Origin of the sequence: Colwellia psychrerythraea 34H (assembly GCF_000012325.1) — a bacterium.
Taxonomy (GTDB): Bacteria; Pseudomonadota; Gammaproteobacteria; order Enterobacterales; family Alteromonadaceae; genus Colwellia; species Colwellia psychrerythraea_A.
The window spans coordinates 3,297,653-3,319,014 of record NC_003910.7; the positions used below are offsets into that span (position 1 = coordinate 3,297,653).

Sequence of the window (21,362 nt, forward strand, 5' to 3'; positions counted from 1 at the left end):
GGTCTATAAACATATGATGACAAAACAAGTTAGATATGAGGCGCTAGTAAAGGCGCTACACGGTGATTTATATCGCTATGCCTATTGGCTATGCCACGAAAAACAAGTGGCTGAAGATTTGGTGCAAGAAACCTTTTTACGAGCTTGGCGTGCCCTTGATTCGCTTAAAGATGAAAAAGCGGCCAAGTCATGGTTAATCACTATTTTACGACGAGAGAATGCCAGACGTTTTGAGAGAAAACGTTTTGACATGAGTGAATATGAAGAGGCAAGCATAACCGATACTAAATCAGTGACTACAGAGCAAGAGCTTGAAAATCACTGGTTAAGGGAAAAAATTTCACAATTGCCGCCTGAATATTCTGAACCGTTAATTTTACAAGTATTAGGTGGTTTTAGCGGAGAAGATATTGCCGCTATGTTAGATCTAAATAAAAATACAGTAATGACACGTTTATTTAGAGCAAGAAACCAGCTTAAAGAAGCTTTAGAAGCAGAGCCAGTAAAACGAGGTATGTACAATGGATGATTTGCAGTTTAGACGCGCTATATATGCCGATCCCAACAATCAGGATGCTGATGCTATATTGGCTCAGGAACAAGATCCAAGCAAAAAACAATTTGCTCAAGAGATTTGTCAGTTAGATGAAAAAATTAAACAGGCATTACAAATTCCTGTACCTGATGATTTAGTCGATAAATTGATTTTGCGACAGACCTTAGCAACTCACCAAGTGCAAAAGCGTAAAACTCGCGTGCATCTCGCATTAGCAGCATCTGTTGCCATCGTGGGCGGCTTAGTACTTAATTTTATGCAGTTTTCGAGTGCTTATCACAACCTAGGTGATTATGCGTTAGCCCATGTTTATCATGAGCAAGGAAATATTGCCAACAACGCCAGCAGTCAAGTAACGTTAGCGTCATTAAACCAGAAGATGGCGGCTTTTGATGGTAACTTTAGCCAATCTTTAGGGAAACTGTTGTGGGCTGATTACTGCCGATTTGACGGTATGAAGAGTTTGCATTTAGTTTACCAAGGTAAAACTAGTCCTGTTACTGTTTTTATTGTTCCAAAAAATGAACAATTAAACTTTACTGATTCTTTTAATGATAAAGCTCTTTTTGGTAGTTCTCTTGAATTTAATCGCAGTAATATCATTGTTGTCGGAGATAAGAATGAGTCTTTAGGACAGTGGCAACAAAGTATCAGTGATACCGTGTCTTGGTCTATATAACTATATTACCCTCAAGGTTCATCACCTAATCGCAATATAGCAAAGTGAACACTTCACTAACACATAAAAAAAGCCCTGATAGTACTATCAGGGCTTTTTTATTTTAGCGCATTAAAACCTACTTCAAATTATAAGGTGTTCTCAAATAATTTATAAATACGACGGTATTCATTTAACCAAGAGCTAGGTTGTACAAAACCATGTGGTTCTACTGGGTAAATAGCCGTTTCAAAATCTTGCTTTTCAAGTTCAATTAAACGTTGCACTAGACGAACAGTATCTTCGAAAAACACATTGTCGTCGACCATAGGCGCATTGATTAATAATGGTTTATTCAGTCCTTCTGCAAAATAAATAGGCGAACTACGTTCATAAGCGATAGCATCATCTTCAGGTGTATTTAAAATATTCGAAGTATAACCATGGTTGTAATATGCCCAATCAGAGACTAAACGAATAGCTGAGCCAGAAGCGAATAAGTCAGGGTCAGTGAACATTGACATTAACGTTAAGAACCCGCCGTAAGAACCACCATAAGTACCAACACGTTTTGCATCTACATTAGCATTTTCAATTAGCCAGTTAACACCGTCACGCATATCTTCTACTTCAGGTTTACCCATGTGACGGTAAATAGCAGTACGCCACTCTCGTCCGTAACCAGCAGATGCTCGGTAATCCATATCAATAACAACGTAACCTTGTTGTACCAACATAGAGTGGAACATAAATTCACGGAAGTAACCTGACCAACCTAAATGAGAGTTTTGTAGGTAACCGGCACCATGAGTAAACATTACCGCACGATTTTTTTCTGAGGTCTTATCAAAGTTCTTAGGAAAATATACTTTTGAGTAAATCGGCTCTTTTTGTTTGCTTGACGCAATAGCAATAACAGATGGAGCAGACCAAGGCATCGCTAGAAACTGCTCAGAAACTGTGTGAGTAATTCGTTGTGCTGCATCACCCGCTTTTAAACTTTGTACATAAAGCTCTGGCGGCATTGTTACCGTAGAATGTTCAATTAACAGTTTTGATTCATCAGGACTCAAGGTGTAATTATTTTTACCCCCTAAATTAGTCAACGCAGTTAATTTTTTAGCTAAATCAACTTGGTATATTTCATAAATACCTGGGTGTTTTTTATTTGCTTTAAAGATAAATCGTTGACTATCAAGCATTGGTGTAACACTGCTTACTTCAAACTTACCAGACGTTAACTTAACTGCTTTTGAATTCAGGCCTTTATAATATAAGTGAGAATAACCTGACTCTTCAGATAAATAGTAAAGGCTGGCTTTATTGCTAGCGTTTAACCAACCAAACTCATTAAAGCTCCAGTTAATCCAGGCATCATCATGTAGTTTATGTTGGGTAACTAATTCATTTTTTGTAAAATCAACCGTAGTTAACCAGCGGGTTTTGTTATCCCAAGCTTCTAACATTAAGGCTAGGTGTTGACCGTCGCTACTCCACTTAATAGGGTTATTCATTTGAAGTACATGAATATTACGTGTTTTTTTTTCTGATTTGTATGTCTTACCTTTACGAGCAAAGTTTTCAGACTTTACGCTAGCTAAAACATCATCATCAAAGCCTGGTAAGCTGTCATAACTTAACGCTTGTTGTTTGCCTGTTACTAAATCAAGCAGGAACAATTGCTCTTGATATTGTCGATTGTTCGCAACGCGAGCACGGACTTTTTCAGCAGCAATCACACCATCTTTAGTAATGTAATTAGGCATAATATCTGTTTTATCACGACTTGATTTTGCTGATGTAATACTCACCAATAGTTTATCGCCTGATGGAGATAAACTTGCATGTGCTACTCTATTGTCTTTACCAAAATAAAACTTACTGTCATTAACTGCTGTGTTTTCAATAGCTAGACGTTCTTTTTGTGTTTGCTTTAACGCATTGTTGCGTTGTTGCAAAGCAATGTAGTTAATTAACTTATGCTGCTCTACTGCTAAGTAACTTTTAGGTGAAATAGTTCTAGCAGGTTTTGCTGACATTTTTAAACTGGCCAGCTCTTTAATTTGACCTGTTTGTAGATTATGGGCATAAAAAACATTACCTACTTGGTAAGCTATCTCTCCATTATTCAAAAAGAGTGCATTACGTTCAGCATTTGAGGTAAAGGTAAGCTGTTTTATCGTATTACTGACCAGCGTTTTTACAAAAACATCCCCATTAAAAGTGTAGACTTTATGAGTGCGCGTTTTATTCAGCACTCCGTTTTGATAGGAAACAGTATGCTTACTTGATAAATTGACTGGTGAAGCTTCGTTATTATTTAACAGGTTTACTGCATACAAATCACGTAGAGGATTACCTAGTTGCTTCTGCTGATAATAAATGCTGCTACTATCATCTCCCCAATACCAAGACTCTGGCGCGCGACCGAACCAATCTGGATCTGCCATTATCTGCTCTAAAGTGATGATATCCGTTGCTTGTGCATTGGTTGCAACAGCGCCTTGAATTTTCTCTGGCGCACTGGTATTTAAATGCTCATTAAGTTGAGTATTACTACAAGCGGCTAATGAAAAGCTAAGTGCTGCGCCAATAAATTGTAATTTCATAAAATAAATTCTTTTGTTGAGTTCTGTTGTTAAAAAATGAATGAGGAGACGCTAAGTTATACCAATGAGATTGGTATTAATCACTAATACTGGCAACTATTGAGCATGTAATTAACCCGATATCCTAATCGAAAAAATCAACAAAGGGTAAAAGAAAACGACCAATAGCGCTTTATCTGCGTTAAAATATAATGGTTTACACATACTATCATCATTGGACATATTGTTATGCTTTGCCCTTGCGGTTCGTCGTTGCCATTTAATGCTTGTTGCCAACTTTATATTACACAACAAAAACACCCCAGCACCCCTGAACAATTAATGCGCTCGCGCTTTAGTGCCTATGCAACAAAAAATGGTCAATATGTTTTTGACACTTATGCTGCCTCCCAGCGGTTGAAGCAGTCTGTCACTGAAATTCAAACGTGGGCGGATGAATGTATTTGGTTGGCATTGAAAATACATGAAAGCGATGAGACTACCGTAGAATTTTCAGCCTATTACGTGGTTGATCAAACCTTGTGTGAATTACGTGAAAAGTCAAACTTCACTATTGAACAAGGTCAGTGGCGCTATATTGATGGCGATATCACCGTACACAATGAAATTGTGACGGTTAAACGTAATGAAGTTTGTCCATGCAACAATTATCCAACGGCATGGTCAACAAAAAGAAATAAAAAATTTAAACATTGCTGCGCTAAGCAAATAGGTATTTAAACGTTTATATAACGCTTATTTAGTTAAGCAATGGCGCTTTAACTAAAGATTGTTGAATGCCATCTAACCAGGCCTTGGCATTAAAGTTTAATGACTGACTAAGTGGTTTATCTGTTTCAATTGTTGCTGAATTTAATTGTTCTTCTTGTAACTGGTTATTGTGTGCTCGGCTTAACTCTGCTGCTTGCTTATGCTTGAGTTGAGTAAATAAACTCGTATTTTCTAAGACTTGGCTTTCAATATGTTTTTTATCATCACGAAATGCCAAGGGTTTAGGCATCATAGCGTTAGTTAAATGTATATTAGCTAGGTCATTACCTACAATAGTATGCGCTTGATTGAATTGGTTAACATCATCCAGCGTGGTTAATGCCAATGCGGCTTCGTCGGGTAGGTTAAACTGTTTTCTCAAAGCAACAGTCGACAAATCAGCAGGTGTTACCTCTTTGGTTTTCGGTAACAAAAATTGGCTTTGTTCACGTACATCTTCAGCTAACATAGCCAACATCAAACTAAAATCAGCACGACGGGTTTGTTCAACACTTTCATTTAGTTGTTCACCAAGTTGCAACTCATGAAGTAAAACGTTAGTTGATGAAAAGTCAGTGGCTAAATGCCCAGCACAGTTCTTTATCACGTCATTACTTTGTGAGATGTTATTTGTTGAAAACTGCTGTGAAAGCTCTACTGCCAATGCCTATCTACTTATTTATCGGTGCTTTGATAATTAAGTTATCGGCTGAATGTAAAAAATATTTAGCCAATAAGGCAATAAATTTAAAATAAATTATAGAGTAATTATTTAATCAATAATTACTCTATCTTAATAAGTTAAACTAACTCATCTTAATGGGCCAAGTCAGTGTAAATGCTGCCCCACCAAGCTCACTATCGCCGATAGAGGCATGACCTTGATGCCACTCCATAATACGGGCCACAATCGCTAACCCTAGGCCAAAACCACCTGTTTCACGGTTTCTTGATTGGTCCCCGCGTGAGAAGGCATCAAAAATAACTTGTTTGAACTCATCAGACACGCCATCGCCATTATCTTCTACACAAATTATGCATTGTCCGTTTTCGATAGAAAGAGTCACTCTCACTTTATCATTGCCGTATTTAATGGCGTTACTGATAAAGTTATTCACCGCTCTGTCCATAAAGTGCCCGTCACAACAAACATAACTGTCAGGCATATTATTAATAAACTCAATCGAGTTTACAAATTGATCATGACTGGCTATTTGAAACTTAACTAAATCATTTAAATTAGTGCTAGTAAAATTAAGCGCTGGTTTGTCATTATCAAAAGCAGCATAAATAAGCATCTCATTGATAAGCTCTTCCAGTTCACAAACATCATTACTAATTTGCTTCTGATATTTAGCACGCTTTTCATCGTCTTTGATTGTATCGAGCATCTGCAAGGCAAATTTTGTTCGTGCTAATGGTGTTCTTAACTCATGCGAAACCGCATTAGTTAATTCTTTATGTGCTTCAATAAGCCGCTTTATTCTTGCCGCCATCATGTTAAATGAGGAAATCATAGGCGCTATCATAGTCGACTTTGCTGCGGGTGCCGTACTATCAAATTGCCCTTGACCAAAATCTCTGGTTGCCCTTTTGAGCTGTTCTAAATCACGAGACATAGGCCATAACCAAATAAAAATAACGATACCAAAGGTTGCCAAAATCATTACACGGTAAGTTGCTTTTACTCGCGGCCTTGTTGGCATTTTTGCAGGGCCTAACGTAATGACTGAATCACTATCTTTTAGTAAATAATGAATCATCACTTGATCGTCAAAATAATAAATATGGGCATTTGAGTGTGATAACGCATTGTGATCGGTGTGATCAATGGCTTCCACTTCAGCTAAGGAGACTAACTTTAAAGGCAACTCCCATCGTTTTGCTGCGCCAGCGATTATCTCTTCCCATTCTTCTTTAGGATGTTTTTGTACATAATCGCCTGTGGCCATCATCAGGGTTTTATAACCCGTATAAGACTCAATGTCTTGCTCAAGATAAGAATTCCATACTTCATCAAGTGCCCAAGAAAAAATGATGAATGTGGAGATAATAAAGAAATAGAGATTGAAAAACGAACGACCTAATTTCATCGACGTACCTTATCAAGAGATTGTAATAACAATATACCCAAACCACTTGAAGATGCGTGTTTCAGGACGACTAAGCTATTCATGATCAAGGCGCCTCATTTTATTAAGGGTTACTCCCTTAAAAAAGGAGGCAACGAAGAGCATGGTTTGCTTGGACGTCCCCACAGGGCTGGTTTAGAAAAACTTTATGCTGCGTTATTGATTTCGACAAGGGGCCAACCCTTCTCTTCAATCAATGCCTTATCTAAAGGCATTTCTAATTCCAGCTGAAACCTGCATCTTCAGGTAGCTTGGGTATAAGCTTAAGAAAAAGGCTTTGTTACTACGAGTAGGTAAACAAAGCCTTGATATTTTAATGACTATAACATCACAGTGACATTAATTTAGAGGGCTAGCTCCATGCATCTGGAACAAATAAATAACCTTGGCCCCAAATAGTTTTGATTCTAAAGGGTGTATCTGTACTGTCATGTAATTTTTTACGTAAACGAGAAATACGTACATCCACACTTCTGTCTAAACCATCATATTCACGGCCAATTACTGCCTTGTATATATAATCACGGTTTTGCACTTCTCCGGCTTTACCCGCAAGTAACCATAACAAATCAAATTCTTGACTAGTTAAGTCGACATTTTCATCTTGTAAAGTCACTTTACGTGATGCTTTATTGATGTATAAACCACCACAAGTAATTTCACCTTTCTCTTCACTTTGGTTAGGTAAATCTCCGCGGCGTAACAATGCGTTTACTCTTGCTAGCAATACGCGAGGTTCAACGGGTTTGATAACATAATCATCTGCACCAATTTCTAAGCCAAGTACCTGATCAAAGTCAGTACTTTTTGCTGTCAGCATTAACACGGGTCCATTAAATTCTGGGCGTAAATCACGGCAAACACCAAAACCATCTTTACCGGGTAACATGACATCTAAAATAATAAGGTCAGGAGAGAAAAGCTTTACTCGTTTAGCTACTGTATCACCACGAAATTCTTGTTTAACGTGGAAACCTTCACTGGTTAGAAAGTCAGTGACTAAATCGGACAGTTGACGGTCATCTTCAACCAATAATATTTTTTTTACGCTTGAGTTACTATCTGGCATGTTCATTTCCTTATTTATTACGCGTTCTTAATGTAAATTGATAAATAACTGTTCTGACAACTGTATTAACAGTTTTCTATATCGTGTTGCTTATTTAGGGTTAGCTTAAACAAGTTATTACGGTTAAACAATAGGCTCTACCAGTTGTTACGAATAAATTACATTTTATAACAGGATGTGAAAAATAAAACTTGCGAGAAGCTAGATAAACACGCAAGATCATTGTCTTAATTTATACCCGTTTGTATAAGAAAGTACTCACTTCTTTATGCGAAATGGAATGACCAAACAATACATTACGATATTGTTTGCTAAAAGCCTTTAGGAATACTATGAAAATCATCTCTTTTAATATTAACGGCCTTCGTGCTCGTCTTCACCAATTACAAGCGATTATCGATAAACATCAGCCCGATATCATTGGTTTACAAGAAATCAAAGTTCATGATGAAGCTTTCCCATTAGAAGCTGTTGAAGCCATGGGTTATCACGTATATTTTCATGGCCAAAAAGCCCATTATGGCGTTGCCATGTTATGCAAAAAAGAAGCTGAGTCAGTACAACGGGGATTTCCTACAGACGATGATGAAGCCCAACGTAGAATGATTATGGTCACAACAACTAATGATAAAGGTGAGAAAGTAACCGTATTAAATGGCTATTTTCCTCAAGGCGAGAATATTAGTCATGAGACTAAATATCCTTATAAGAGAAAATTCTATAAAGATTTAATGACCTACCTTAATGACAATCACGTCAATGACGAAAATGTGGTTGTAATGGGTGACATTAATATTTCTCCGCAAGACTTAGATATTGGTATTGGTGACGTAAACAGTAAACGCTGGTTAAAAAGCGGTAAATGTTCTTTCCAACCTGAAGAAAGAGAATGGTTAACAAGGTTAATGGATTGGGGTTTTGTTGACACCTTCCGTCAATTACATCCCGACACTACCGAGCGTTACTCTTGGTTTGATTATCGCTCGCGTGGCTTTGATGACAACCGCGGTCTTCGTATTGATGTGGTACTAGCGACCAAAAATATGGCTGAGCAATGTATTGAAGCCGATATAGATTATGAATTACGCGCTATTGAAAAGCCTTCAGATCATGCGCCAATTTGGTCAACATTTTCATAAGGTTTACTGTCAATGCATACTGACATCTCTACTAAAGAAATAGCTCAATACCGTTGTCCTTTGTGCCAACAAGCTTTATTGCTCAATGAAAAGAGCTATCGTTGTGAAAACAATCATAGTTTTGATCAAGCAAAACAAGGCTATGTTAATTTATTACCCGTTCAATTTAAGCACTCAAAAGAACCTGGTGATAACAAAGCAATGGTACAAGCTAGACGAGCGTTTCTAGACAAAGGTTATTATCAGCCTTTGTTAGACAGTATGCTCGCGTTATATCAAAAATACAGTGATAAAAATGCAGACATTTTTGATGCTGGCTGCGGTGAGGGTTTTTATACCAATCAGCATAAAACTGAGCATAACAGTGTCTACGGTGTAGATATTGCTAAAGAAACAATAAAGATTGCAGCAAAACGTTATCAAGAGTGCTTTTTTAGCGTAGCTACCCTCTCTGATTTACCTTACGCTAATGAGAAATTTGGTTGGATTTATAGTGTTTATGCGCCAATTTTAGAAAATGAGTTTACTCGGATTTTGAAAAATGAAGGGTACTTTTTAACAGTTACCCCTGCCGACAATCATTTATTTGAGCTTAAATCGCTGATATACCGTCAAGCAAATAAACATGATACGACTAAGAAAATCATTGAAAAATTAACGTTAGTTGAAGAGCAACGATTAAATTACCCGATGAACTTCTCTAATAGTGACGACGTACTGAACTTATTAGCAATGACACCTTTTGCCTTTAAAGCCAATGATGAATTAATTGCTCAATTGACACAACAAAAGCACTTCAGCTGCCAAGCAGACTTTGTTTTACGTTTGTATCAAAAGAAGCATTAGATTGTGGAATAGTAGTTTGATTAACTACTTTGTGGTCGCGAAAGTTAAATGTAAAAGTTGAGCAAGATCGATATACCGTGGTTTATATTTTGCTAAATTAGCAATAGCGGTATCGTTGTTATCGCCATTGCTGCGCTGATTTTGCTCAGCAACTTGCTGTTTTACCTTTTCTAAACCACTATGATACCAAGAAGCTAATGATGGTGGTAATAACTTATCTGCTTTAACACCTGAAAAAACTAATGCCTGCACAGGTAGGCTTAATAAAAACAAACCATAAACAAGTGCTTGAGGTAGTGCATTTAATGCATTACTTATTGATCCCTGGCCAAGGGGATATCCTGAAGCGATATAGAGCTGCATAATAACAGTAAACATAGCTAACGCAGGAAAATACCGACAAACAAAGCGCGCGCTTTGCACGCCTCGATAATCTTCAAAATATTGAGTTAATTCTGGTTTGTCAGGCCAGAGAGATAAATATTTTTGACCCAATTTAATGAGTTGTACTACGGAGATATTCATACCATTACTATAGCAGCTAGTCCTTATAAGCAACAGTTAGAAATGTAACTAAGCTTTTATTACGAATAACAATTATTAAAAGTTAAATTAAACCGTTTTTATTGTATTGCATCAAGATTTCTAACTAACTCCATCGCTATAATGCCGACAATATTATTATTGCTATAATTATTCGATAACTTTTCATTTTTTTAAAAGACAATAAACATGACTCAACAAAAACCTCAACGCAAAGAGCCCGCTAGTACTGGTGCTATTTTAGTAATTAACTGTGGCAGCTCTTCTGTTAAGTTTTCTTTGATAAAACCATTAAGCGGTGAAACACTATTATCAGGCTTAGCCGAATGCCTACACACCCCTGATGCTAAAATCATCGTCAAACTTAACGGAGAAAAACAGACCTATAAGTTACCCGAGCCATTTAATCATCAAACAGCTCTCTCTGTATTGGTAGAGCAACTACAACAACTTGGACTAGTCAAAGATATCACAGCTATCGGTCACCGAGTTGTCCATGGTGGTGAACAATACTCACAACCTACGCTCATTACTGAGGATGTAGAACAAGCTATTAGCCAATTGGCAAAACTTGCACCATTGCATAACCCCGCAAATCTAATTGGTATAAAAGCATGCCAACAAGCCTTTGAAAATTTGCCACAAGTCGCAGTCTTTGATACCGCTTTTCATCAAAGTATGCCTGAAAAGGCTTACATTTACGGCCTTCCCTATTCATTGTACAAAGCGCATGGCATAAGACGTTATGGTTTCCATGGCACCAGCCATTATTTTGTGGCGAAGCAAGCTGCAGAGCAGTTAAACAAGCCGCTTGAACAATGTAACTTAATCAGCGCTCACTTAGGTAATGGTTGTAGTGTAACTGTTATTAAAAATGGTGAAAGTGTTGATACTAGTATGGGTATGACACCTGGCGAAGGTGTCATTATGGGTACTCGTTGTGGCGATCTCGATACCGGAATTATCTTTCATCTAGTCGAAAATTTAGGTTACTCAATTGGTGATGTTGATAAATTAGTCAATAAAGAAAGTGGTTTATTAGGCGTTTCTGGCCTAAGCAACGACGGCCGTACCTTAGAAAATGCCATGTTAGAAGATAATCATGCTCAAGCAACATTAGCCCTGACAATTTTTTGTTATCGTATAGCCAAAACTATTGCCTCTTATAGCGCCAGCTTAACGCAATTAGATGGCCTTATATTTACCGGTGGCATTGGTGAAAATTCAAACTGGGTGCGTACTGAAATAGTTAAGCAACTTGCGTTATTAAACTTTTCTTTAGATGAAGAAAAAAATAAAGCAACACGCTTTGGTGCTTCAGGTAATATTGCCACTAAAGATTCAAGAGCTTGTTGGGTTATTGCAACAAACGAAGAATGGGTAATTGCCGAACAATCAGCCCAATTACTAACAAATTTAGTCAAGTAGATGACTACATACTCGTTCACTTCAACATGCATTATTCATCTGGAAGTAGAACGGGTATCTCAATATAAGTAGGATTTAATTTATGCCACATAGAATTATGTTAATCCCTGTTGGCTCAGGTGTCGGCTTAACCAGCGTATCGTTAGGTTTATTACATGCCTGTCAGCAAAAAGGAATTAAAGTAGGACACTTCAAACCCATTAGCCAACCTTCGAGGAACAGCTTAGCTAAAAAAAACAAAACAATTGATGCCATTAGCCTGTCTCAAAATAGCACTAGCGTTTCGCTTAGTTATGTAGAGGGGAAAATGGGCGATGGACTTCACGATGTTGTTTTAGAAGAAATCGTTGCGAATTTCAATGCGTTTAAAGAAGATCACGACGTCATCATTATTGAAGGTCTAGTCCCTACACCAAGACAACCTTATGCTGGTCGCATTAACCGTGATGTAGCTCAAGCACTTGGGGCAAATATTGTCTTAGTTGCTAGCCCGGGAAATGACAGCGCCGAAGAATTTGAAGATAGACTTGAAGTCAGTGCCGAGACCTATGGTGGTATAAAGAACCGACACCTCATTGGTTGTGTTATCAACAAGCTCAATTGCCCTGACCAAGAAGAATTTGGTTTATTACCCAAAGAAGAAGAAATTGAAAATGATTTTAATCTAAACCATTGGTTAGATTTATCAATTTTTAAAGGCAGACACTTTGATTTACTTGGCACGGTTCAATGGGAAATTGATCTCATCGCTCCACGTGTTTGTGATATCAGTAACTACCTTGAAGCTAAAGTAATTAATAATGGCGATATGGAACATCGTCGTTTTCGCAGTGTCGCATTTTGCGCCCGAACCGTATCAAACCTAGTGAGTTACTTGGTTCCTGGTCGACTCATTGTTACGCCAGGTGATCGCACCGATATTATTATTGCTGCCTGTTTATCCGCGTTAAATGGTACTAAATTAGGTGGGTTGATTTTAACCAATGGCTTTGAACCATCCGAGCAAGTTTGGGAGCTATGTAAACAAGCACTTGATGCGGGTTTACCTGTCTTATCTGTACCTTGGGATACTTGGCAAACATCACGTCATATCATGGGCTTTAATCCTGAAATACCTAAAGACGATATCCAACGCCAAGATAAAGTAAAGCAACATGTAGCCGATAATTTAAGTAGTAGTTGGCTTGAAAGCCTGACCTCGAAAAACAATAGTTATAACTTATTATCACCGCCTGCTTTTAGACATAAATTAACCGAGCTAGCTCGCCAAGCAAATAAATTAATCGTTTTACCTGAAGGAACAGATATACGTACCATTAAAGCGGCTGCAATTTGCTGCGAACGAAACATTGCTCGCTGCCAACTAATAGGTAACAAAGAAGAAATACTTCAGATTGCTGAACATCAAGGTATTAACTTACCAGATAACTTATTAATAACAGATCCCGACTCCATTAGAGATAATTACGTTGGACCTATGGTCGAGCTACGTAAAAATAAAGGCCTAACGGATGTTATTGCCCTAGAAAATTTAAAAGATAATGTTGTTTTAGCGACTATGATGTTACAACTTGGCCAAGTTGATGGCCTAGTTTCTGGCGCAGTAAATACGACAGCAAACACCATAAGACCCGCTTTGCAGTTAATCAAAACTGCACCTGACAGCTCATTAGTTTCATCAGTTTTCTTTATGTTACTACCTGATCAAGTACTTGTTTATGGTGACTGTGCTATTAACCCTGAGCCTAATGCAGAACAGTTGGCTGATATAGCCATTCAATCTGCTGACTCAGCTAGAGCATTTGATATTGAACCAAGAGTTGCCATGATCAGCTACAGTACCGGCAGATCGGGTCATGGTGCTGACGTTGAGAAAGTTGCTAAGGCCACTGAAATTGCTAAAGCTAAGCGACCTGATCTCATTATTGATGGACCACTGCAATATGATGCGGCCATTATGGAGAATGTTGCTAAGAAAAAAGCGCCAAATAGCCCAGTCGCAGGTAAAGCGACAGTATTCATATTCCCTGATTTAAATACTGGTAATACTACTTACAAAGCAGTACAGCGTTCAGCTGACTTAGTGAGCATTGGACCCATGTTACAAGGAATGAATAAACCTGTTAATGATTTATCACGCGGCGCCCTAGTCGATGACATTGTTTATACTATTGCCTTAACGGCGATACAAGCGACCATGTAGCAACAGATACGGTTGATATATACTCGCTATTTTTTATGAAGCCACGGTTAAACTTACTTTCAAGAGGTTTAACCGTATTAAATCTTTATTTTTATAGATAAACAGATCCAACGTCATATTTTAATCACTTATCCTATTCATTAGTATTTAAACGCTTGTTAGACAAAAAACGTACTGCTTATTTTTTACTTTAAAATCAATCGATAAAGACGTACACGGAGACTTATCCACAACCATACACACAGCTTCTGTGGATATAAATTTCAAAGATAACTAGCAGGGTTTATATTAAATATCTTAGTAAAACCTTCGTAAATAGCCACTTTAAACAGCTTTCCCCTAGAACCATGCATTTGTTAAGACGCAGCCCTTAGCAGAATGTCAGGTAATCTCGACAAATTAAACATTACAACAAGCAACTAGTGCTATAGTTGAACAGTCTACCTTTTGTTAAAGATGAATTTATAAATACAGCGATTGAAGCACTATGGTTAATCATTATCTGGTAATATAAAATCAAACTTATACTCGTTATCATTCAAATAATAAATAACATTCAAACAGGAATACTATGATCACTTTATACGGCATAAAAAATTGCGATACCGTGAAAAAAGCCACTAAATGGCTTGAAGCAAACGATATAGCTCATCAACTTTATGACTTTAAAAAGCAACCGCTAACAGCCGAACTACTAACAGAGTTTGTCAGCCAAAGTGATTGGTCATTATTATTAAACAAACGTAGTACAACATTTCGTAATCTACCTGATGAGATAAAGAATAACTTAACAGATGAAATAATGTTTGCTGCGGTACTTGAGCAACCCACCTTACTTAAAAGACCTCTGTTACCATTAAATGGTGAACTCAACCTCGGCTTTAAAGTTGATCAGTACCAAACACTTTTCGCAGACAAATAAATATATATTTACATAAAATAAGCCACATCATCAAAAACTAAGTAAAGGTAGTCCTTGTGAGTAAAATTGAACAAAAAAATCAAAGTGAAGTTATTAAGCTGGCAATAGACTTAATGTCTAGAGCCTCAGTTACCCCAGAAGATGCTGGCTGTCAAAAATTGATGGCACAACGATTGGCACAACTTGGGTTTACTAATGAAAGCATGATTTTTGCCGATACCACAAACCTTTGGTCTCGTCGTGACAGCACTAATGCTACGAAAGAAGATGACTTAGTTTTTTGTTTTGCTGGCCACACCGATGTAGTACCAGCAGGCAACCTTGAATTATGGAATACCCCGCCATTTGAGCCAACGATTATTGATGGTATGTTATATGGCCGTGGCGCAGCAGACATGAAAGGTAGTCTCGCGGCAATGATAGTGGCGACAGAACGCTTTGTTCAAGACCACCCAGATCATCACGGTTCAATCACTTATTTAATCACAAGTGATGAAGAAGGCCCCTTCATCAATGGCACCACTAAAGTGATTGATACGTTAGAGGCGCGTAATGAAAAAATCACTTACTGCATAGTCGGTGAACCTTCAAGTACTCACGCCGTCGGCGATATCGTGAAAAATGGCCGACGTGGTTCTATTTCTGCTGAAGTAGATATTAAAGGTAAACAAGGTCATGTTGCTTACCCTGATCATGTGAGAAATCCGATTCACTTAGCTATGCCAGCATTAACAGAATTAAGTCAGGTACAGTGGGATAATGGTAATGATTATTTCCCGGCGACCAGTTTTCAACTGTCTAATATTAATGCGGGTACTGGTGCAACAAATGTTGTTCCTGGGCATATCAACGCCTTATTTAACTTACGTTATAGCACTGAATTAACTGATCAAATTATTGTTGAACAAGTAGAGTCTATTCTTGATAAACATCAACTTGATTATGATATAAAGTGGACTTTTAATGGTAAGCCATTTATCACAGAACATGTTGAATCAGAACATGGATTTTTGAACGCCGTAAGCCAAGCAATACTTTCAGTTACCGGTACAGAAACTCAGTTATCCACTTCAGGTGGTACCTCCGATGGTCGATTCATTGCGCCAACGGGGGCACAAGTCATTGAACTTGGACCATGTAACGCAACTATCCACCAAGTAAATGAATCTGTTTCATGTGATGATTTAGAAAAGCTCGTTGATATTTATTATCATTGTTTGGTTAATGTTTTATGTACGCATAAAACCATTAGTTAGTTATAAGGTTTCATTTAGCAATGCGAACTATCAATCACATTAAGAGTATAAATCCAACTCAATTGTTGGGGAAAAATGAAGAGCATCTCTACTATGTAAGTGAACGAGTTGCCATTCATCAAGAGATGAAAGACGCCTTTGATGATATGGTGAATGCGGCTAAAGCTGACGCTATTGAGTTAACGATTGCTAGTGGTTTTAGATCTTTCGAACGACAACTTATGCTATGGAATAACAAATTTTCTGGGAAAACATCGATTAAAAATAGAGCTGGAGAAGTTGTTTCTCCAGAGCACTTATCTCCACTTGAATTAATTCATAATATTTTACTTTATTCCGCGCTCCCCGGTGCGAGCCGTCATCATTGGGGTTGTGATATTGATGTTTATGCGCCAAATTTATTAGCTAAAGATTATCAACTTCAACTTGAACCATGGGAATACAGTGAACAAGGGCCACTAGCAAAGCTATCTGTTTGGCTTGCTCACCACGCGCACCAGTTTGGCTTTTATTTCCCTTATGAGAGCTTCCAAGGTGGTGTTGCCGAAGAGCCTTGGCATATATCATATCTGCCGTTAGCTCAGCAGTACCAGCAAGCTTTTGATATTGAATTATTAACACTAACATTAAGTAACAGCAGTATCTTAGGCAAGAATGTCATTATTGAAAACTTAGATGACATAGCAAAGCGTTATATTAACAATGTTTGTGCAGCACCAACCAATGTTATACTGCCTAAATAATTATCCTAGAATACTAATTTTAGCGAATTAACTTCACAAACTTACCAAGAGGCACTCCAATGGACAATTGGTTAGCTATTTTTATAATCGTAATAACAGTCGTTATTATCATAGGGAATTTGAGTACATTTCAAAAAAGCTCAAAGCAAAAAATGCGTAAAAATAGTTTAAACGACCGAGAAGAAACACTACCAAGAACGAATAAAAGTTCGCATAAAATGGAGCCGGTCGCTAAAAAAAAGAACTAACGTAATGCTCGTTCTTAAAAACTGAAGTCAGATTTCAGACATAAAAAAACTCCAACTAGTGGAGTTTTTTTATGTCTTTTTTTATGCCTGTTTAGTAACGAAGTAACTACTTCATAATTACTTCGCGAAAGCCAAGATTAGAATACATCTCTAAACGATAGTCCCTTCTCTACCACTGGGAAAATTCGCTCAAGCGCTTCTAAGGTCAATGGCTCACCATCAGAATTATAGATAGTTACCGAGGTTTTCTGGTTAAGCTCATCTATAGCTCCTAACACAAATTGGTACTGAGCATCACTAACATCAATGACGGGTACATCATCACCCCAGATGCTATCCCAAACACTCGACTCAGGTTTAACAAACTCTACATAATAAATCTTTTTATCTTCATTTAAATCGGTAATCGTAAAGCCATGTTTTTCAAAGAACAATGGCATATTACCCCATAGGTCTTCTAAGCCCATCTCAACAATATACGCTTGTTCCGCTTCAATGTTTTTACCTATGGTCACTAATTTTTGATTCGCACGAGTTAAGCGATCCGCACGTTGTTGAAGACGATAGTTATAATCAACCGCAGCAATGAGCTCATTAAGCATAGCTTTTTCAGCTCTTTGCTTATCAATTGGATCCATTGTTTTACTGCCGCCCTTTTCATCTGTTTGTAAAAAGTCGACTAATGAAACGCGTAATGAAACACTGCGACCATGAGACTTAGCTAACAATTGAAAACGAAAACGTACGCTTTTTGAAAACTGAATATCTGTGAAGATCCAACCAACATCAACTTCGTTGTGATACCAATCGGACTCAATAATGGCCGTTTTAATACCTTCTCTCTTAATGCTAGTTTCTTTTAAACTAGTTGCTCCTTCAGTAACCTTGCTTAAGGTTACTTCAGTGTCTTCTTCAATGTAGTCATAGGTAATTTGATCTTCTGCTAATTTTTCTATGACAACCTTTTCAATAAACGCCAATAAATCTTTATCTTCTAAAACTTTATCAAACCAAATAATAGCGATACCAGACTCTTCAACAACACGTGAAGATGCAGCAACAGGCATCACCAATGAAGGTGCTCTAATATCCATGTCTTCACCAACAGGACCTTGGTGATTTATTTTATTGGTAACAAAAAAATCATTCGCTTGCTTTGGTTTACTCAAATTAGCAGGAATCACGAGATCGTTAGCTTCAAGCTTGTGCTGATAATCAAAACCACCATCTGCTTGCTTGTTATTAACAGAACCACAAGCTGTGATCGACAAGGCTAACAGTGATAAATAAAATGCTCTACAACTCATTAAAACTCCTGTGGCTTAGGTTATTGATATTCAAAACCTGCTAAGCTCACTAAAAAATACTTAAAATCTCTAAAATAAAATCGATATAAGACAGGGCTAATATTGCGCCCCATGGTACTTGCCTGATTTTACAAACACAAGGTATATGACCACAAAAATGTAAGATGATTCCAACTTTTATCATGATAAGTTACAATGCGCCTTTCTAGACAACTTAGGCGTAATAAATGCCACAATATTTAGTACTAACAGCGATGGGATCTGACAGAACAGGTTGTGTTAGTGAATTAACTAAATTAGCAAGTGAATGCGAATGTAATATATTAGATAGCCGAATGGCCATTTTTGGCTCTGAATTTACTTTCATTATGTTGCTTACAGGTGATACCAGGGCGATTAATAAGATTGAGATGAAGATTCCTCAACTTGCCCATAGTTTAGATTTAATCACTATGATGAAGCGCACGTCTGGTCACAGAACATTTGACTTAGTAAAACATTACCGAGCTGAGTACTCTGGCATAGACCAACCCGGTATTCTAAAAGCAATGACCGCTTTTTTTGCCACTCGTAAAATAGACATTTCTTCGTTAAAGTCGAAAATAGATCCAAAAACCAATCATATGAGTGCGAACATATTGTTTGCTTTAACGGAAAAAATTAGTATTGATGAACTGGAATATGATTTTCTAGAGCTTTGTCAGCAAACCGATGTACAAGGTTTTATCATCAAAGCTAATGCCAATTTATTACAGTGATAGACTCTTGATTATTCAGGATTGAAATGTAAAGCAGCTTTTGTTTGAAAGATAAATTGTGTTATTGCACATTCATGTAGCCACTTAATGAACTCTGCATTGCTAACTTATCAAACAAACTGCTGTAAAGTAATATCGAAAGATCAACAGTCCATAGAAAACAATTTAAAAACAAATAGAAGTGACTTTATTATGAATACTCTAAACGTTGGTGATACCGCACCACTATTTACACTAAACAATGAAAATGATGAGCCAGTCTCGTTAACTGATTATATTGGTAAACAGCAAGTATTAATCTACTTTTATCCTAAAGCAATGACTCCGGGTTGTACCGTTCAAGCCCAAGGTTTGCGTGATATCAAAGCTGAGCTTACTGAATTAAATACCGTTGCTTTTGGTATTAGTCCTGACGAAGTAAAACGTTTAATTAAATTCTGCCAACGTGATGAACTAAATTTCTCATTGTTATCTGATGTTGATCATCAAGTAGCTGATCAATTTGGAGTTTGGGGTTTGAAAAAGTTCATGGGGAAAGAATATGACGGTATTCACCGTTTGAGTTTTTTAATTGGACTTGATGGAAAAATCAGCCATGTTTTTAATAAGTTTAAAACTAAAGAGCATCATGATGTGGTCTTAGCCGTTTTAAACGAGTTAAAGAAGTAACGTATTGAAATGTTATAGCGCTAATTAACGTTATAAATAAAAAGCCCTAAGCTAAATAAAATTAGCTTAGGGCTTTTTTAATGTACAAGTGAGTAAAGTACTTACGTTATTTTACTTTAAAGTCGTATGGTACAGGCATCTAGCTAACGCCCTTATAGCCTTTTGATAGCATGTATCACTACTTTTAGCTTTCACTCGTCACGGCAGGTCCCGGAATAGACGGCCAAGCATTAATGACAGCTTTGACTAATGTTGCCAAAGGGATTGCAAAAAATATGCCCCAAAATCCCCATAAACCACCAAAAAATATCACCGCGATAATAATGACCACGGGGTGTAAATTAACAGCTTCAGAGAACAGCAAAGGCACAATAACATTACCATCAATCGCCTGAATTAAACCATAAGCAAGCATAACGTAACCAAACTCACTACTGATACCGAACTGAAAAAGAGCAACTAAGAGCACAGGTAAGGTGACAACGGTTGCACCTACATAAGGAACAAGTACTGATAAGCCGACTAAAACCCCCAATAGTAAGGCATATTGCAAATCAAGAAAGATAAAAGCAATAGTAGTAGATGCCCCAACAATAATTATTTCAATCACTTTTCCGCGAATATAATTTAAAATTTGTTGGTTCATTTCTTGGCTCACTTTAATTGCCATGCGGCGTTCTTTAGGCAAGAAGTGGGCAATACTGCTCATTAACTCTGTTTTATCTTTTAAAAAGAAGAACACCATTAACGGTACAAGGATCAAATAAACCATTAAGGCGACAATATCGGAAATTGAGTTCAAAGACGCTCTAAGTGCAACCTGCCCCCATTCAAGTAAATTATCATTAACCATGACAATGAAACTTTCAATTTGCGAGACGTGGACAAAATCAGGGTATTTCTCTGGCAAGGTCAATAAGTAACCTTGTCCTTGACTGATCATATGAGGAACTTCTTGCAATAAATTACTGCTTTGCTTCCAAATAATAGGCATTAAACCTAATACAGCTAATAAGGAGAAACTTAGAAAAGTAACAACAACTACTACCGTAGCACTAGAACGCGACATTGAGCTTTGCATTAGTTTGTTAACTGGAAGGTCTAACAAAAAAGCTAATGCTATTGCAACAAATACCGGCATCAATAAATTGCTAAATAAAGCAATAAATAATGCTATACAGACTAAAATAACAACCAACGTGACCGCGTGAGGATCTGAAAACTTACGTGTATACCAATCACTAAATAACTTAAACATAACTACCCATTCTTTAATTTTTGCTTGTATGACTTGTTCGACTAATACTTATCTCGACAATACCCATCTCAGTAGTTTGTTTTTGATAAAAATATCCCTGCTTATCTAACAATTTAGGAATATCATTAATAGAGCCAGTATCATCAATAGTGATAATACATTGGTCATCATCTTGCATTTTTTTTAGTAATAAACGTAATTTAACCAAAGGCACAGGACATTTCTCTCCTCTACCATCATATTTATAAATCATAGAAAACTTAAAACA

20 protein-coding genes are annotated in these 21,362 nt (G+C 37.2%); 12 read left to right on the forward strand and 8 right to left on the reverse strand.

All coding sequences use genetic code 11. The features are described from left to right. Window positions 1-13 precede the first annotated feature (13 nt). Window positions 14-529: a sigma-70 family RNA polymerase sigma factor gene (locus tag CPS_RS14165; RefSeq protein WP_011043948.1), complete on the forward strand. Its 516-nt coding sequence runs from the start codon at window positions 14-16 to the stop codon at window positions 527-529. After that, window positions 522-1,235, forward strand: a complete 714-nt coding sequence (locus CPS_RS14170; RefSeq protein ID WP_011043949.1) for a DUF3379 family protein — start codon at window positions 522-524, stop codon at window positions 1,233-1,235. The genes CPS_RS14165 and CPS_RS14170 overlap by 8 nt, the downstream gene beginning before the upstream one ends. Window positions 1,236-1,363: 128 nt before the next feature. On the opposite strand, the gene CPS_RS14175 is transcribed toward CPS_RS14170, so the two are convergent. After that, window positions 1,364-3,823: a S9 family peptidase gene (locus CPS_RS14175; protein ID WP_011043950.1), complete on the reverse strand. Its 2,460-nt coding sequence runs from the start codon at window positions 3,821-3,823 to the stop codon at window positions 1,364-1,366. 228 nt (window positions 3,824-4,051) lie between these two features. Between CPS_RS14175 and CPS_RS14180 the strand changes: the two genes are divergently transcribed. Continuing rightward, the gene (locus CPS_RS14180) at window positions 4,052-4,543 is read left to right on the forward strand and encodes a YchJ family protein (RefSeq protein WP_011043951.1); all 492 of its coding nucleotides are present in this window, start codon (window positions 4,052-4,054) and stop codon (window positions 4,541-4,543) included. A gap of 19 nt (window positions 4,544-4,562) precedes the next feature. Here CPS_RS14180 and CPS_RS14185 read toward each other — a convergent pair whose 3' ends face one another. The 3 genes from CPS_RS14185 to CPS_RS14195 all read right to left on the reverse strand — a co-directional run bounded on the left by CPS_RS14185 (window position 4,563) and on the right by CPS_RS14195 (window position 7,774). Further along, a complete protein-coding gene (locus tag CPS_RS14185; protein WP_238383546.1) occupies window positions 4,563-5,237 on the reverse strand; it encodes a VC2046/SO_2500 family protein in 675 nt (224 codons plus the stop codon). Between the two features lie 142 nt (window positions 5,238-5,379). Further along, window positions 5,380-6,666: an ATP-binding protein gene (locus tag CPS_RS14190; RefSeq protein ID WP_011043953.1), complete on the reverse strand. Its 1,287-nt coding sequence runs from the start codon at window positions 6,664-6,666 to the stop codon at window positions 5,380-5,382. 391 nt (window positions 6,667-7,057) lie between these two features. Beyond that, entirely contained in the window at window positions 7,058-7,774 is a 717-nt protein-coding gene (locus CPS_RS14195) for a response regulator (RefSeq protein WP_011043955.1), read from the reverse strand. 332 nt (window positions 7,775-8,106) lie between these two features. Here CPS_RS14195 and xthA point away from each other — a divergent pair, with 332 nt between their 5' ends. Together xthA and rlmA are read left to right on the forward strand one after the other, a co-directional pair. After that, window positions 8,107-8,913 carry an exodeoxyribonuclease III gene (gene xthA, locus CPS_RS14200; protein WP_011043956.1) on the forward strand — a complete coding sequence of 269 codons (807 nt, stop codon included), beginning with the start codon at window positions 8,107-8,109 and terminating at the stop codon, window positions 8,911-8,913. 12 nt (window positions 8,914-8,925) lie between these two features. Beyond that, on the forward strand, window positions 8,926-9,759 hold the full coding sequence (gene rlmA, locus CPS_RS14205) for a 23S rRNA (guanine(745)-N(1))-methyltransferase (RefSeq protein ID WP_011043957.1): 834 nt from the start codon (window positions 8,926-8,928) through the stop codon (window positions 9,757-9,759). A 24-nt stretch (window positions 9,760-9,783) separates the two neighbouring features. Here rlmA and yfbV read toward each other — a convergent pair whose 3' ends face one another. Continuing rightward, window positions 9,784-10,284, reverse strand: coding sequence for a terminus macrodomain insulation protein YfbV (gene yfbV / locus CPS_RS14210; RefSeq protein ID WP_041737053.1), 501 nt, complete (start codon window positions 10,282-10,284; stop codon window positions 9,784-9,786). 207 nt (window positions 10,285-10,491) lie between these two features. Between yfbV and CPS_RS14215 the strand changes: the two genes are divergently transcribed. From CPS_RS14215 to CPS_RS14235, 5 genes are all read left to right on the forward strand, one after another. After that, window positions 10,492-11,730 carry an acetate/propionate family kinase gene (locus CPS_RS14215; protein WP_011043959.1) on the forward strand — a complete coding sequence of 413 codons (1,239 nt, stop codon included), beginning with the start codon at window positions 10,492-10,494 and terminating at the stop codon, window positions 11,728-11,730. An 82-nt stretch (window positions 11,731-11,812) separates the two neighbouring features. Further along, window positions 11,813-13,933 (forward strand): phosphate acetyltransferase, encoded by a 2,121-nt coding sequence (pta, locus tag CPS_RS14220; RefSeq protein WP_011043960.1) that lies wholly within the window; start codon window positions 11,813-11,815, stop codon window positions 13,931-13,933. A gap of 571 nt (window positions 13,934-14,504) precedes the next feature. Next, entirely contained in the window at window positions 14,505-14,855 is a 351-nt protein-coding gene (locus CPS_RS14225; RefSeq protein WP_011043961.1) for an arsenate reductase, read from the forward strand. Between the two features lie 65 nt (window positions 14,856-14,920). Further along, window positions 14,921-16,111 (forward strand): succinyl-diaminopimelate desuccinylase, encoded by a 1,191-nt coding sequence (gene dapE / locus CPS_RS14230; protein WP_041737865.1) that lies wholly within the window; start codon window positions 14,921-14,923, stop codon window positions 16,109-16,111. A 20-nt stretch (window positions 16,112-16,131) separates the two neighbouring features. Continuing rightward, entirely contained in the window at window positions 16,132-16,854 is a 723-nt protein-coding gene (locus tag CPS_RS14235) for a M15 family metallopeptidase (protein WP_011043963.1), read from the forward strand. 385 nt (window positions 16,855-17,239) lie between these two features. Here the strand turns inward: CPS_RS14235 and bamC are convergent, their stop codons facing one another. Beyond that, window positions 17,240-18,409 carry an outer membrane protein assembly factor BamC gene (bamC, locus tag CPS_RS14245; protein ID WP_011043965.1) on the reverse strand — a complete coding sequence of 390 codons (1,170 nt, stop codon included), beginning with the start codon at window positions 18,407-18,409 and terminating at the stop codon, window positions 17,240-17,242. Window positions 18,410-18,636: 227 nt separating this feature from the next. Between bamC and CPS_RS14250 the strand changes: the two genes are divergently transcribed. Both CPS_RS14250 and bcp read left to right on the forward strand, forming a co-directional pair. Further along, window positions 18,637-19,167: a glycine cleavage system protein R gene (locus tag CPS_RS14250; RefSeq protein WP_011043968.1), complete on the forward strand. Its 531-nt coding sequence runs from the start codon at window positions 18,637-18,639 to the stop codon at window positions 19,165-19,167. A 192-nt stretch (window positions 19,168-19,359) separates the two neighbouring features. Then, window positions 19,360-19,836 (forward strand): thioredoxin-dependent thiol peroxidase, encoded by a 477-nt coding sequence (gene bcp / locus CPS_RS14255; RefSeq protein WP_011043969.1) that lies wholly within the window; start codon window positions 19,360-19,362, stop codon window positions 19,834-19,836. 184 nt (window positions 19,837-20,020) lie between these two features. On the opposite strand, the gene CPS_RS14260 is transcribed toward bcp, so the two are convergent. After that, window positions 20,021-21,094 carry an AI-2E family transporter gene (locus CPS_RS14260; protein WP_011043970.1) on the reverse strand — a complete coding sequence of 358 codons (1,074 nt, stop codon included), beginning with the start codon at window positions 21,092-21,094 and terminating at the stop codon, window positions 20,021-20,023. Window positions 21,095-21,107: 13 nt separating this feature from the next. Then, entirely contained in the window at window positions 21,108-21,347 is a 240-nt protein-coding gene (locus CPS_RS14265; RefSeq protein ID WP_011043971.1) for a sulfurtransferase TusA family protein, read from the reverse strand. Between the last annotated feature and the right edge of the window lie 15 nt (window positions 21,348-21,362).

Coding starts and splice junctions, on each gene's coding strand:
- CPS_RS14165 (WP_011043948.1), top strand. CDS start 14: ATGATGACAAAACAAGTTAGATATGAGGCGCTAGTAAAGGCGCTACAC.
- CPS_RS14170 (WP_011043949.1), top strand. CDS start 522: ATGGATGATTTGCAGTTTAGACGCGCTATATATGCCGATCCCAACAAT.
- CPS_RS14175 (WP_011043950.1), bottom strand. CDS start 3,823: ATGAAATTACAATTTATTGGCGCAGCACTTAGCTTTTCATTAGCCGCT.
- CPS_RS14180 (WP_011043951.1), top strand. CDS start 4,052: ATGCTTTGCCCTTGCGGTTCGTCGTTGCCATTTAATGCTTGTTGCCAA.
- CPS_RS14190 (WP_011043953.1), bottom strand. CDS start 6,666: ATGAAATTAGGTCGTTCGTTTTTCAATCTCTATTTCTTTATTATCTCC.
- CPS_RS14195 (WP_011043955.1), bottom strand. CDS start 7,774: ATGCCAGATAGTAACTCAAGCGTAAAAAAAATATTATTGGTTGAAGAT.
- xthA (WP_011043956.1), top strand. CDS start 8,107: ATGAAAATCATCTCTTTTAATATTAACGGCCTTCGTGCTCGTCTTCAC.
- rlmA (WP_011043957.1), top strand. CDS start 8,926: ATGCATACTGACATCTCTACTAAAGAAATAGCTCAATACCGTTGTCCT.
- yfbV (WP_041737053.1), bottom strand. CDS start 10,284: ATGAATATCTCCGTAGTACAACTCATTAAATTGGGTCAAAAATATTTA.
- CPS_RS14215 (WP_011043959.1), top strand. CDS start 10,492: ATGACTCAACAAAAACCTCAACGCAAAGAGCCCGCTAGTACTGGTGCT.
- pta (WP_011043960.1), top strand. CDS start 11,813: ATGCCACATAGAATTATGTTAATCCCTGTTGGCTCAGGTGTCGGCTTA.
- CPS_RS14225 (WP_011043961.1), top strand. CDS start 14,505: ATGATCACTTTATACGGCATAAAAAATTGCGATACCGTGAAAAAAGCC.
- CPS_RS14235 (WP_011043963.1), top strand. CDS start 16,132: ATGCGAACTATCAATCACATTAAGAGTATAAATCCAACTCAATTGTTG.
- bamC (WP_011043965.1), bottom strand. CDS start 18,409: ATGAGTTGTAGAGCATTTTATTTATCACTGTTAGCCTTGTCGATCACA.
- CPS_RS14250 (WP_011043968.1), top strand. CDS start 18,637: ATGCCACAATATTTAGTACTAACAGCGATGGGATCTGACAGAACAGGT.
- bcp (WP_011043969.1), top strand. CDS start 19,360: ATGAATACTCTAAACGTTGGTGATACCGCACCACTATTTACACTAAAC.
- CPS_RS14260 (WP_011043970.1), bottom strand. CDS start 21,094: ATGTTTAAGTTATTTAGTGATTGGTATACACGTAAGTTTTCAGATCCT.
- CPS_RS14265 (WP_011043971.1), bottom strand. CDS start 21,347: ATGATTTATAAATATGATGGTAGAGGAGAGAAATGTCCTGTGCCTTTG.